At 42.4% G+C, this 13411-nt stretch carries 8 protein-coding genes; 4 read left to right on the plus strand and 4 right to left on the minus strand.

Annotated features, from left to right (window positions below; all coding sequences use genetic code 11):
- Positions 1 to 45: 45 nt before the first annotated feature.
- Genes nrdE through C5749_RS11430 form a run of 3 tightly spaced genes read right to left on the minus strand, consistent with a single transcriptional unit; the run spans position 46 to position 2777 of the window.
- Positions 46 to 2151 carry a class 1b ribonucleoside-diphosphate reductase subunit alpha gene (nrdE, locus tag C5749_RS11420; RefSeq protein ID WP_105726141.1) on the minus strand — a complete coding sequence of 702 codons (2106 nt, stop codon included), beginning with the start codon at positions 2149 to 2151 and terminating at the stop codon, positions 46 to 48.
- Positions 2111 to 2518 (minus strand): class Ib ribonucleoside-diphosphate reductase assembly flavoprotein NrdI, encoded by a 408-nt coding sequence (gene nrdI, locus C5749_RS11425; protein WP_105715188.1) that lies wholly within the window; start codon positions 2516 to 2518, stop codon positions 2111 to 2113. Before nrdI ends, nrdE begins: the two co-directional genes overlap by 41 nt.
- 25 nt (positions 2519 to 2543) lie before the next feature.
- On the minus strand, positions 2544 to 2777 hold the full coding sequence (locus C5749_RS11430) for a glutaredoxin family protein (protein ID WP_105726143.1): 234 nt from the start codon (positions 2775 to 2777) through the stop codon (positions 2544 to 2546).
- A 633-nt stretch (positions 2778 to 3410) separates the two neighbouring features.
- Between C5749_RS11430 and C5749_RS11435 the strand changes: the two genes are divergently transcribed.
- From C5749_RS11435 to C5749_RS11450, 4 genes are all read left to right on the plus strand, one after another.
- A complete protein-coding gene (locus C5749_RS11435; protein ID WP_105726145.1) occupies positions 3411 to 6581 on the plus strand; it encodes a SusC/RagA family TonB-linked outer membrane protein in 3171 nt (1056 codons plus the stop codon).
- Between the two features lie 5 nt (positions 6582 to 6586).
- A complete protein-coding gene (locus C5749_RS11440) occupies positions 6587 to 8083 on the plus strand; it encodes a RagB/SusD family nutrient uptake outer membrane protein (protein ID WP_105726147.1) in 1497 nt (498 codons plus the stop codon).
- Positions 8084 to 8252: 169 nt separating this feature from the next.
- Positions 8253 to 9722, plus strand: a complete 1470-nt coding sequence (locus C5749_RS11445; RefSeq protein ID WP_105726148.1) for a S41 family peptidase — start codon at positions 8253 to 8255, stop codon at positions 9720 to 9722.
- A 40-nt stretch (positions 9723 to 9762) separates the two neighbouring features.
- Positions 9763 to 12168, plus strand: coding sequence for a S9 family peptidase (locus C5749_RS11450; RefSeq protein WP_105726150.1), 2406 nt, complete (start codon positions 9763 to 9765; stop codon positions 12166 to 12168).
- Positions 12169 to 12170: 2 nt separating this feature from the next.
- Here the strand turns inward: C5749_RS11450 and ilvA are convergent, their stop codons facing one another.
- The gene (gene ilvA / locus C5749_RS11455) at positions 12171 to 13409 is read right to left on the minus strand and encodes a threonine ammonia-lyase IlvA (protein WP_105726152.1); all 1239 of its coding nucleotides are present in this window, start codon (positions 13407 to 13409) and stop codon (positions 12171 to 12173) included.
- Between the last annotated feature and the right edge of the window lie 2 nt (positions 13410 to 13411).

The raw sequence follows: 13411 nt of genomic DNA on the forward strand, positions 1-13411 counted from the left end.
TTTATTCCGTTTGTCTTTACTTCTCGACCCACACCTAGCCGCTAATTATGCAGAGCAGGAAATACACTCTTCTACGGTTGATTTACGTGTGCGTGTATAGTACAGCGATTTTAAACCAAGCTTATGCGCATAGATGTAGTATTTCGCTAGATCTCTTGTCGAATCCTTCGAGTTGGTGTGCAGGATGGTGGATACTCCTTGATCAATGTGACGTTGGACTACCGAAATCAATTTCAGCACTTTAAATTGATCCATATCGTATGCCGACTTGAAGTAGAAATAGTTGTCATTTGTTAAATAAGGCATCGGATAATAGGTGGTACTGTCGCCATACTCCCGTACCTCAATAATATCCACTACTGGCATAACCGAAGCAGTCGCGTTCATGATATAGGAAGTAGATTGGTTTGGCGCGATAGCTAGGCGATACGCGTGGTAGATACCATGTTCCTGTATTTGTCCTTTTAAGTTTTCCCAATCTTGTCTTGTTGGTACATGAATACCTTCAAACAGCTCCTGCACCTTGTCGGTGGTAGGCGCGTAGTCTTGCGCTGTATATTTATCGAAATAAGTGCCGTCTGCATAAGCTGATTTCTCAAAGCCCACGAATGTTTTACCACGCTCTTTAGCAATTTCCATCGAAGCCTCCAAAGAATAGTAGTTCATCATCATGAAGAATGTATTGGCAAAGTCTAGCGCTTCTGTAGATTCGTACATTATGAAGCTCTTCGCCAAAAAGCCATGTAAGTTCATAGCTCCTAGTCCGACGGAGTGTAATTCTCTATTGGCCTTAGCGATGGATGGAACCATTTCAATGTTCGTAACATCGGTTACTACCGTTAGGGCGCGTGTTGCCGTTTTTACCGCTTCTTTAATGCGTTTGTTGTCCATCACGGTCGCGATATTGAGCGACCCGAGGTTACAGGATATACCGTAGCGAATGGTATCCTCTCTGCCATAAATCTCAATATCCGAAACTTCGGAAACCTGCATAATTTCCGTACACAAGTTAGAGAATTTCACTTGACCTATGCCATTTAAGGCGTGTACTCTATTGGTATTCTCCTTGAAGAAAATGTAGGGGTAACCCGATTCCTTTTGAATTTGAGCGATACGTACCAGTAAGTGGCGCGCATTAACTTTTTTCTTTTTAACGTTTGGATTGGTGATCAATTCATCATACATCTTATCCATGTCCATATCATCTAGATATTTGCCATATTCCTGCATGACAGTATGTGGATAAATAAGATAGCAAGGTTCGTCTTTTTCGGCCATCTCCATAAATTTATCTGGAATAACGATGCCTATAGAAAGTGATTTGATACGTACCTTCTCGTCGGCATTGATTTTTTTACAATCCAGAAATTCTTCGATATCGGCGTGGAAGATATTGAGGTAGACCGCTCCTGCACCTGGACGTTGTCCCAGTTGGTTGGCGTAAGAGAACGTATCTTCCATGATCTTCATAATAGGAAGGACACCGCCAGCACGTCCGTCCACGCCTTTGATAGCTTCTCCGCGCGCACGGATTTTGGAAATGTTAAAGGAAACACCACCACCGATAGAAGATAGTTTCATTGCGGAGTCGACAGCATAGCCGATACCGTTTAGGTTGTCACCAATCTCATCTAAGAAACAAGATACCAATTCGCCGGAACGTTTTTTTCCAGCGTTCAAGAATGTCGGGGTAGCAGGTTGATATTCTTGATTGATCATGATCTCAGCATACTCGATAGCTTTTTGTACACCTTCTTCTCGAGCAAGGAAAAGTGCTACAGCAACCACACGGTCTTCATAGCGCTCTAAGAATTTCTCGCCTGTGTCGTCACGTAATGCGTAGCTCTGGAAGAACTTAAACGCTGCCATGAACGATTGAAAACGGAATTTCTTTGCGTGTACATAGTTGTACACCTCTTCCATTTCTTCGAAGGTGAACCACTCGTAGAAATTGATATAATAGTTGTGCTCAATTAAGTAATCAATCTTTTCTTTTAACGTATAAAAGAAGACTGTGTTCTTGTTTACATGTTCCAAGAAATAGGCGCGTACAGCTTCTTTGTCTTTATGTAAGCTGTACTCCTCATCATGCTTAATCATGATTTCGTTATTAAGCAATATCCAATTTTTTGCTACCTCGTTTGCTATCATTGTATTGGTGTTTTATAATTTCAATAAATTGATTGATATCTTCCATCGTGCCAGAAAGCTCGAATTTCATGGCGAGTGGAATATCGTAATCTTCGGATACCTTGTCGGCTGCTAGCCCAAAATTTCTGCCCCAGTTTCTGTTGCCGCTGGAGGTCACGGAATAGATTTTCTCCGCATGGTTATCCATAAACATCTTCGTTTTTTCCGGCATAGATCCTAGCTTGGTCGTATACGTAACCAAGTGCCCAGATTCTTGGATTTCCAAGCTTTCTTCAATTTTATGCGCTTGCCATCCGGTTATTTGGATAACTTTGTTAATAAAGCGCTGGACATTTCCAGTTTTTGAATCGTAATATAGATGAACCATATCTCGCTCCGTTAGGGTGAAACAATTAAAGGGCTATTGACGCCAACTCTTCGGGTTTGAAACCGATGATGCGCTGTTGTACTTCTTCGTCGTCGAGGACCAGAACTGTTGGAACCGTTCTGATTTTAAACTTAGCAGCTAGATCAGGTTGGTCGAACGGGTTAATGGTTTCGTATGGAATCCCTCTGTTGTCTAAGAAGGCGGACACTTGTGCGCATGGCGCACAGTCATTTTTTTCGAATTTAATGATTCTTGCCATGTTGTTGTAAGTTTAAATTTGCGAAGATGTTACCATCTCCAAGAAGTTAAAACACGAGACTTGAGGCGGGTCTGCATCTCAAGCATAACAAATATCCAATATTTTAATTCGGAGCGGTAGTGATACTTTTCCACATGGTTAACAGACAGATAGAATAAACCGCGTTCTACGCTTGTTTTTTTGTGTAAAATATTGATTTATAGCTATTGATTTGGATGTTGATAACTTTAAAAACAACTTTGCAGACTAAAATTTACACAAATTTTCGATAAAAATTATATGGTAAATTTAGGTGTAAAACTGACTAAATTCTGACGTATTTTTCACCTGTTCTGGAACAGAATCAGTTGGCTGTTTTTTGAAGGGGAATTTTTGGAAGGGGAGGATTGTATGCCTGCCAATAATATGGTGTAGTAAGATGTAGTTGTCGGTGGATATTTCTTTTTTTTGGTATAAAATTTTCATAAAATATTAACAAAAGCAAGTGTTTTGTTTTCTTTTTGATTTGTATTATTATGATAATGACTTTTTTGGCCTATTTGTTGGTGCTTTTAAAAAAATTAGAGGCTTTTTCGGTTGTTTTTTTTATGTTTACTGTTGATTTAACGATTTTTAACTAAACAAACAGCGAACATGAAGCAAAAATTACTCAGTATGTTATTTGTACTGACCTGCCTGGTAGGATACTCGTTGGCGCAAACCCGACAAGTGGGAGGCAAAGTGACATCCGCTAGTGACGGAACACCTATTTCGGGTGTATCTGTGGCAATCGTGGGGACGTCGACGGCTACGCAGACGGATGAAAATGGAGATTACGGAGTTTCTGTGACGAATGGGGGGACGCTCTCCTTTACCAGCATCGGCTACGCCGCTAAGCGAGTAACTATTGGCAACGAGTCAACGATTAACGTCACGCTCCAATCTTTAGAGACCTCGTTAGATGAGGTTCTTGTTGTGGCCTATGGTACGGTAGACAAACATTCCCACGTAGGCTCATCAGCTCAAATCAACTCCAAAGAATTCGAAAACAGACCCTTGACAAACGTCACCAGTGCACTAGTGGGATCTGCCCCGGGTGTTCAAGGAACACTTTCTGGTGGTGCGCCCGGCTCTGGCGCGGGGATACGCGTGCGAGGTTTCGGGTCAATCAATGCCAGTAATGATCCCCTTTATGTCGTCGACGGTATCCCGTATGATGCGGGAACAGCCAATCTCAATCCGGACGACATCGAATCGATAGCTGTTTTAAAAGACGCGGCGACTACTGCGTTATATGGTTCCAGGGGTGCCAACGGCGTTATAATGGTGACGACCAAAAAAGGTAAAGTCAACCAGAATAATTTTACGGTCAATGCATCCGCAGGAATTATACGTCGGGGTTTGCCAGAATATGACCGTATCGATGCGTTTGATTACTATCCTCTGATGTGGGAGTCCCTTAAAAATAGTTTGTTGTCGGCAGGCGTGCCGGATGATGTGGCTCGCAGTATTGCCAGCGGCAATACGACCTCTTACGAGGGGAATACTTATTCCGGCATATATAGCCAATTAGGCTATAATCCCTTTAATGTCCCCAATAATGAAATTGTAGATGAAAGGGGGATGATGAATCCTAACGCCCAGCTTTTATACGGCGATGATCTGGATTGGGCAAAGGCTATTCAGACGGGAGGAAGACAACGGCAGGCTTATGGTATATCTTATGATGGTGGTTCCGATAAAACAACTTTTTATGCGAATTTAGGATATACGAACGATCAGGGATATTTACTGAAGTCAGACTTAAAGCGTATCATAGGGCGCGTAAATGTAAATACGCAAGCAACCGATTGGCTGCGTGGAGGGTTTAACTTAACCGCTAATTATTCTGATAATAAGTTTGATAATGCAGATGGTAATACGAGCATTATCAACCCCTTCTATGTATCACGGTACATCGGGCCTATTTACCCTATTCATCAGCACGATCCGGTAACGGGAGCCTACGTGTTGGATGAATTTGGAAACAGACAGTATGATTTTGGAGATAATCGACCATTTACGCCTGGGCGGAATACCATTTATGAAAATCAGTTGGATTCGCAAAATGATATTCGTTCTGCTTTCGGAGGCCGTACCTTTTTGGAGTTCCAAATCCTGCCTCAGTTGAAAGCAACGACCAATATAGGATTGGATGTTCAGGATACACATGAACGGTTGTATGATAATCCGATTATCGGTGATGGTTCCCCGGCAGGGCGTGCTTATCATTATTTTTATCGAACAACCAGTTATACTTGGAACCAGTTGCTGGAATTTGATCAAGCGTTCGGCAAACACCGTGTTAATGTAATGGCAGGCCATGAAAATTATGCCTACAAGTATAATTATCTTTCCGGTAGCCGTTCGGAAATGATTGTGGATGGCATTACCGAATTGCCAAATTTTGCCTCTGTTCTTGGAACAACTTCTTATGAGCACAACCGGACAATAGAAAGTTTCTTTGGCAGGGGAACTTACGATTTTGATCGAAAGTATGTGTTGAACGGGTCGCTTAGAAGAGACGGTAACTCCAGATTTCACCGGGATTTCCGCTGGGCAACTTTCTGGTCGATTGGCGGTGCTTGGAATATTAGTGAAGAGGATTTCATCAATAGCGATAAGATCAATTTTCTAAAACTTCGTGCTTCGTACGGAACGGTTGGAAACGATGCGGGGATTGGTAATTATCCCTATCAGGCCTTGTATACGCTGGGCAGGAACAACGCCGATAAGCCGGGGCTTACACAGCGTTCTTTGCCAAATGACAGCATCACCTGGGAAACCAGTAAAAACTTCGATATAGGGATTGACTTTGAGGTGTTGGATCGTCGTCTACGAGGTAGTGTAGAATATTTTGATCGGAAGACCGACGGACTAATCTTTGCGGTTCCTATGGCTTTGATACATGGAGGGGTTATCAATGTTGATCCTTATTACCATACTGTTGATCAAAATATCGGAAACATGTACAATAGGGGGCTGGAGCTAACGTTGACAGCTGATGTTGTGCGTGGAGGAGATTTTAACTATTCCACGACATTGAACTTGACGCATCAAAAAAACAAGATCACGGAGATGCCTCCAGGACAACCGCTGATTCAAAATGGGACAAAAGGTCTTAGTGTTGGTCATTCCATTTACGATTTCCACCTGCGGGAGTTTTACGGTGTAGATCCGGATAATGGAGACGCCTTATACCGTACCAATCAAGAGACGGACAATACTAGAATTATTGGAAATGATACCCTGACCACGGTGCTGGGCGAGGCTAATCTTCGTTATGTTGATAAAACAGCGATTCCCGATGTTTATGGTTCGATGAGGCATGATCTCGGTTATAAAGGATTCAGTTTATCCCTTATGTTTACTTTCCAACTCGGTGGTCATATTTATGACAGCGGTTATGCTTCTCTAATGAGTTCCGGTGGTTATGGAAATGCGAAACATATTGATATTATGGATAGGTGGCAGCAAACCGGTGATGTGACCGATATTCCGCGGATGGATGCTGGTGCTACAGCAAATCTGAACGGACAGAGTACACGTTTCTTGACCAGTGCATCTTATCTGAACCTCAACACGATTGTTTTGGGGTATAATTTACCACAATCTGTGCTCGGTGCGATTAATATGAAAGATTGTTATGTATACCTTTCCGGAGAGAACCTTGGCTTACTTTCAGCAAGAAAGGGGATGAATGTGGTGGGATCGTTTAATGGGACGGTCAGCAACTCGTATAATTTTAATAGTTTGTTTACCGTTGGTACACGGATTAAATTTTAAGCAAGATGAGAAACAGTTTTTTTTCGATTATAACATGGGTAACTACCGTTATCCTATGTACGACATCGTGTAATGATGATTATTTAGAGACGGCACCAACAGATCAGGTTTCCACGGTTACTGTCTTTGAGACCGTAGATAACGCTTGGGCTGCTTTAAACGGGATACACCGGATTCTGTATTCACAGATTTTTGGTAGCCAGCCACTTGGAGGACAGAGTGGTAACATGATGATGATGGACGTGATGGGAGAGGATGTGGTGCTGGCCTCGAGTAGTAGTAGCTGGCTGCGTGGTAATTACCAATGGGTGGATCACCGAAATCCATCACATTATACGGTACGGTATAATTATTTATTTTACTATGTGATCATCGGTAATGCAAATATGATTATTGCCAATGTGGATGCTGCAGAAGGATCTGAAGTCGATAAGGCATTTATCAAAGGACAGGCTTTGGCTTATCGGGCATGGAGTTACTTTCAGTTGGTCCAATTGTTTGGTGAAGCCTATATGGAGGGAGCTGCTAACGACGGCTTAGCGGTGTCTATTGTGACGGAGCCTAGCACTTCTCCGCTCCCAAGAAATACTGTTGCAGAAGTATACGCGCAGATTAATACCGATTTCGTTGACGCATTGACGCTGTTAGATGGCTATGAACGTGGTACCGATAAATCACAATTGAATGAGAATGTGGTGAAGGGGATGATGGCTAGGGTAGCTTTGACGCAACAAAATTATGGGGATGCCGCCACTTATGCACAGGAGGCTCGAGAAGGATTTCCATTGATGAGTGAAAGTGACTATCTTTCCGGCTTCAATGACTACACTGTCGGCGAATGGATGTGGTCTTCAAGAATCGTAGCCGACCAAACCAGTTATTTCTATTCTTTCTTCGCACACATGTCACTTAACTACAGCTCTAGTTTGATACGTGGCACGCCAAGATTAATTTTTTCCGGTTTGTACGACCAGATATCGGATACGGATGTGCGTAAACAATTATGGGATCCGACAGGAGAGAATGAAGTAGATTTTCCTTTACCAGCAAGTACATTCAGGCGTTTTAAGTATCATAGTCGTAAATTTAAGGTTGCTAATGAATCGATGAGCATTGGTGATGTGCCATACATGCGTGCCGCAGAGATGTATCTGATTGAAGCGGAAGCGCTGGCGAGAGATGGCGATGGACGTGCGGCAGATGTATTGTATGAATATGTAATAAAGCGGGACCCTGCATATACACGTTCAACGAGTACCGGTACCGCACTTGTTGATGAAATTATGGTTCAACGTCGTAGCGAATTGTGGGGGGAAGGATTTAGATTCTACGATTTAAAGCGGACGAAAACGCCATTGACTCGTCGTGGCGGAAACCATGATGCAACTTTGGCCATAAAAATAGAGGAATCTGTAGGCACACTCAATTGGCAGTGGCTTATCCCGCAGGATGAAATTAACAATTCCAACGGTGTCATTGTTCAAAATCCGCAAACAAATTAATGGAATTTATGGATATGTAATGAAAGAAGGGGGTGGTCGAATTTGACTACACCCTTCTTTGATTGCTGAACTGGCTTCTTGTTTCGTGAGCTAACATTTAACGAGAGCATGTAAATGTAGTTTTTTAAAAAAATAACCATTATCTTAGTAACCGATAATTCGATGGTTAATGAGCCTATATAAATATTTATTATTCCTTTTTTTAGGGCTTTTATTTGCTTGTAAGAAGGAAATAAAACCGCCTGTAGAACCAGGACCAGAACCTACCGAAGATGACCACATTAAGGCAGACATCTACGATTATTTTAATAAATATTCATTGTGGACAGAGCAGATTCCAGATCTTGATGAGGAAGGGCGGTTGGAGTTTGTGAAGAAGTATTCTTCTAACAACAATCTATTGGCTGCGTTAAAAAATATGACACCTTTTTATGCAGGGTATAACGGAAGCATTGACCGCTTTTCCTTTTTAGACGAATCTAATACAGAAGGCAATTTAAGTTATGCAGATGGTTTTCGGATGGATACCAATGAGGGGTACGGACTTTATTATGGTTGGGGGATACTTTCTTCTTCGGCAACAGTAGCCTATCCCGTTATTTTCTTTGTTGAAGGAGGCTCTCCTGCACAGAAGGAGGGTGTAACACGAGGATCGATCGTATATGCGGTCAATGATGATGAGGATATTACCGTTGGATATAATGGCAGTAATCTAAACCAAGCCGATGTACGACGTGTTGGAGCAAAGTTGGAAGCTGCATTGGAAGCGAACACCTTGAAATTAAAAGTGGAGACAGCGAGTGCAGAGGAAAAAGTGTTTACGATAGGATATCAGAATTCCTATGAAATTGACCCCGTTATTTTAGATTCGGTTTATACTTACCCCGATAAAAATATTGGTTACCTGGCGTATTCTTCGTTTGAGGAGGTGTGGCCAAATACACATCAAAACTATATAAAGCTTGAGGAAATCTTTGCCTCTTTTAAAGGAGCCAACATTAAAGACCTTATCTTGGACTTACGCTATAATACTGGTGGTTATGTGAGTACCGCTGAATATTTAGCGAATAAAATGGTTAATGCGGCAAATCATGATAAATTAATGTTCAAATATGTAGTGAACGAATATTTAGCTACATCCTCGCAGCATCGGAGCAGTTTTCAAGATGTTTATTTTGAAAATCAAACCAACCAACTGAAATTGGAGAATATCTATGTCTTGGTGACAGAACAAACGGCTTCCGCAGCTGAATTACTTATCAGTGTGCTTAAGCCGTATTTAAATGTAGTTCTTATCGCTGAAACGGATAGGACGTATGGCAAACCTGTAGGTTTCTTCGCCGAGGAGATTGAAGATATTACGTTATGGGCAACGTCTTTTAAGACGATTAATGCTGGAGGCTATACCGATTATTGGGATGGGATGGAAGTCGATATATCGGGCGTAAATGATTATATCTTCAAAGATTTCGGTGATCCCGAAGAGGATATGATAGCGAAAGCATTGGAGACGGCAGGGGTCTCTATTCCTACTAGCCTGCGAGCTTCGTCCCGGAAAACGAGCTCCGCACAACGTGGGGTAAAATTAGGCATCATCAATCAGCCGAAAGAACGGAATATGTTGAAGAAAAAGGACTGACTAGTTGTTGAAGATTTTATTTAGACATCATTAAGTATATATGAGATTATCTATTGGTTTATTGCTGTTATCTTTTTTTGGATTAGCACACGCACAAGAAAATATCACCTATCAAAAGCCTAGCGAGGAAATTTTAGCTTTAGCCGATTTTAAGCGTCCGCCCAGTGTAATGTTGAGTCCAGACAAACAATGGATGGTTTTATCTTATCGATCTACTTACAAAAGTCTGGATGAATTAAACCAGAAAGAGGTTCGGCTAGCGGGACTGCGTATCAATCCGATAACGAATATTTCGAGCCGGGTAACGTATATTAACGATATCCGTTTGAAGAGATTGGGCGAAGATGGAGAGGTGGAGATATCCGGCTTGCCGGAGCATCCTCGGATAGCCAATATGAGCTTTTCTCCAGATGATAAGTTTTTGGCCTTGACACACACAGCTGCCGACGGGGTTGAATTGTGGGTGATAGAACTGGAAACTGCCCAAGCGCGAAAATTGACCGATACCGATTTAAACGCGGCTATGGGTAGGCCTTATACTTGGTACAGCGACGGCAAAGCGTTATTGATCAGCAAGCTTCCAGCAGAAAGATCTGCCCTTATCGATAGCAGTAAGGACTTGCCTGTAGGGCCTATAGTGTCTACCAGCGATGGACAGATTTCGCAATTGCGGACCTATCAAGACCTGTTGAAGAATCCGCAAGATGAGGCTAACTTTGAAACATTAGCCCAGTCGGAATTATATACAGTAAATCTGGAAGGTCAGCAGTCTAAATTTCTCGACAAAGCGATATACCATCAGCATGCATTTTCACCTGACGGACAATATTTATTGGTAACTGTAATCAAAAGACCTTTCTCCTATGTGGTATCACTACGTAGTTTTCCGCAGGAAACCACCGTGTACGATTTAGAAGGAAACCCAATTAAAGTGGTGAATGAGGTGCCGTTGAACGAAATTCAACCTAAAGGATTTTCTTCTACACGAAAAGGGAAACGGCATATGTACTGGCGCGGAGATAAGCCTGCCTCGTTATATTATGTTGAGGCATTGGACGGCGGGGACGCATCACAAGTTGCAACATACCGGGACGAATTATTTTCTTGGGATGCCCCATTTGATGGGAATCCCGTATCCTTAGTTAAGGTCACCGATCGTTTTTCTAACGTTATCTGGGGAGATGAAGAGCATGCATTGGTTTATACAAGTTGGTATGATACGCGGAGCGAGAAGATTTTTGCTTTGAACCCAAAAGCGAAAGACCATAGATTGGTTTTGGAAAGAAATTCACAGGATAGATACAAAGCACCGGGGGACGTATATACCGCGCGTAATGACTACGGTAGACATGTAATATATATGGATAAGAACAAGAGCTATTGGGTGAGCGATGGTTATACGAAAGATGGCCAGTTCCCCTATATTGCTGAGATGGACTGGAGTACGTTGAACCGAAAGAACGTTTATACTGTAGACAACCCCGGTAAAAAGGAAGATATCGTTTCGTTGGTCGATGTCAAGAAGGGAGATATTTTAGTTGCAATCCAATCACAAACGGAATATCCCAATTTTTACTTAAAAAATATTCGGAAGAACAAAGTAACTGCTTTGACGGATTTTAAAAATCCGTTCCAAAGCTTGAAAGGTGTATATAAAGAGGTAATACATTATAAAAGAAAGGATGGTGTAGACTTATCAGGTACACTATATCTTCCGGCAGGTTATGATCGGCAGAAAAAAACAGATAAACTGCCATTGTTGATCTGGGCTTATCCCACCGAATATAAAGACCGGACCACGGCAGGACAAAGCACAGCGAATCCGCATGCGTTTACGTTCCCATCGTACGGCTCCTTCGTATATTGGGTAACTAAAGGATATGCTGTTTTAGACAATGCTGCTTTCCCGATAATAGGAGAGGGGGATGAGGAACCCAACGATACCTTTATTGAGCAATTGGTTGCCAATGGAGCGGCCGCTATTGATGCGGTGGACAAGTTGGGATTTATCGATAAAAATCGGATCGGCGTTGGAGGACATTCATACGGAGCTTTTATGACGGCAAACTTGTTATCCCATTCGGACTTGTTTGCAGTTGGAATCGCTCGATCTGGAGCCTATAACCGTACGCTTACACCGTTTGGCTTCCAAAGGGAGCAACGTAACTATTGGGACGATCCGGGTTTGTATAATCGGATGTCGCCGTTTATGAACGCGGAAAAGATGAAGACGCCAATGTTACTGATTCATGGCGATGCGGATAACAACCCTGGCACATTTACGTTGCAGACCGAGCGTTACTTTCAGGCACTAAAGAATATGGGAGCGCCCGTTCGTATGGTTTTACTTCCGCTAGAGTCACACGGATACGCCGCAGAGGAAAGCATTTTGCATACCTTGTGGGAACAGGACCAGTTCTTAGAAAAGTATTTAAAGAAGAATTAATTTTATACTAAATACTCAAACAACGTCTGATCCTTATTCACCTCAATGAAATCGAATTTGTAAGATTTCATTCTTTCAATAAAAATGGTATAATCCTTCGGATCGTTTAGTTCTATACCAATCAATGCCGGACCTCTTTCCCGTTCTGTTTTCTTAATATATTCGAAACGGGTAATGTCATCTTTTGGTCCGAGTACTTCGGTTACCAGTAGACGTAAAGCGCCCGGGCGTTGTGGAAAGCGAACGATAAAATAATGCTTAAAACCTTCGTAGAGCAAGGACATTTCCTTGATTTCACTCATACGATCGATATCATTGTTGCCGCCCGAGACAATACAAACGACCTTTTTTCCTTTTATTTCTTCTTTGTGAAACGCTAAAGCAGCGATGGATAAGGCACCTGCTGGCTCCGCCACAATGGCGTCTTTATTGTAAAGCTGTAAAATAGTCGTGCAGATTTGGCCCTCTGGTATTGGCTTCACGCTATCCAATAATTTACTGCTAATTTCGTACGTTAGGTTACCTACTTTTTTGACAGCGGCCCCATCCACGAATTTATTAATATGTTCCAATTCTATCGGACCATTATTCCGTATGGCGGCAATCATAGACGGCGCTCCCTCAGGCTCTACACCATATAGTTTCACGTGCGGAGCATGTTTTTTCATGTGGTAACCCAGCCCCGATGATAATCCTCCTCCCCCTATAGGAATAATGACGGCGTCTACATCCGGAAGATCTTCCAATATTTCTACGGCGACGGTACCTTGCCCTTCGATGATTTTTTCGTCATCAAAGGGAGGAATGAACGTCATATTGTGCTCTTTTGTGTATTCCAATGCCGCTTTCTGACAGTCATCAAACGTATCGCCAGTTAATACGATTTCGATATTGCCATTGCCCCACATCTCCGTCTGCGTGATTTTTTGACGAGGCGTAGGACCAGGCATAAAAATAACGCCTTTAATATCTAATTTTTTACAGGAAAGAGCGACACCTTGCGCATGGTTGCCTGCGCTAGCGCAAGTAACACCTTTGGACTTTTCCTCCGCTGACAGACTGACAATTTTATTATACGCACCGCGTAACTTATACGAACGAACGACCTGTAGGTCTTCCCGTTTTAAGTATACCGCTGCATCATATTTTTCCGAAAGGTGTATATTGTATTGCAAAGGCGTGCGGTTCACAATACCTTTTATGCGTTCCGCCGCTTGCAATGAATCTATATTTAAGGTCATTT

Origin of the sequence: Sphingobacterium gobiense (genome assembly GCF_002980575.1) — a bacterium.
GTDB lineage: Bacteria > Bacteroidota > Bacteroidia > Sphingobacteriales > Sphingobacteriaceae > Sphingobacterium > Sphingobacterium gobiense.

What these genes read in the sequence shown, in the direction of transcription:
- C5749_RS11440 (WP_105726147.1), top strand. Translation starts at nt 6,587, where the DNA reads ATGAGAAACAGTTTTTTTTCGATTATAACATGGGTAACTACCGTTATC.
- C5749_RS11445 (WP_105726148.1), top strand. Translation starts at nt 8,253, where the DNA reads ATGAGCCTATATAAATATTTATTATTCCTTTTTTTAGGGCTTTTATTT.
- nrdE (WP_105726141.1), bottom strand. Translation starts at nt 2,151, where the DNA reads ATGATAGCAAACGAGGTAGCAAAAAATTGGATATTGCTTAATAACGAA.
- nrdI (WP_105715188.1), bottom strand. Translation starts at nt 2,518, where the DNA reads ATGGTTCATCTATATTACGATTCAAAAACTGGAAATGTCCAGCGCTTT.
- C5749_RS11450 (WP_105726150.1), top strand. Translation starts at nt 9,763, where the DNA reads ATGAGATTATCTATTGGTTTATTGCTGTTATCTTTTTTTGGATTAGCA.
- ilvA (WP_105726152.1), bottom strand. Translation starts at nt 13,409, where the DNA reads ATGACCTTAAATATAGATTCATTGCAAGCGGCGGAACGCATAAAAGGT.
- C5749_RS11435 (WP_105726145.1), top strand. Translation starts at nt 3,411, where the DNA reads ATGAAGCAAAAATTACTCAGTATGTTATTTGTACTGACCTGCCTGGTA.
- C5749_RS11430 (WP_105726143.1), bottom strand. Translation starts at nt 2,777, where the DNA reads ATGGCAAGAATCATTAAATTCGAAAAAAATGACTGTGCGCCATGCGCA.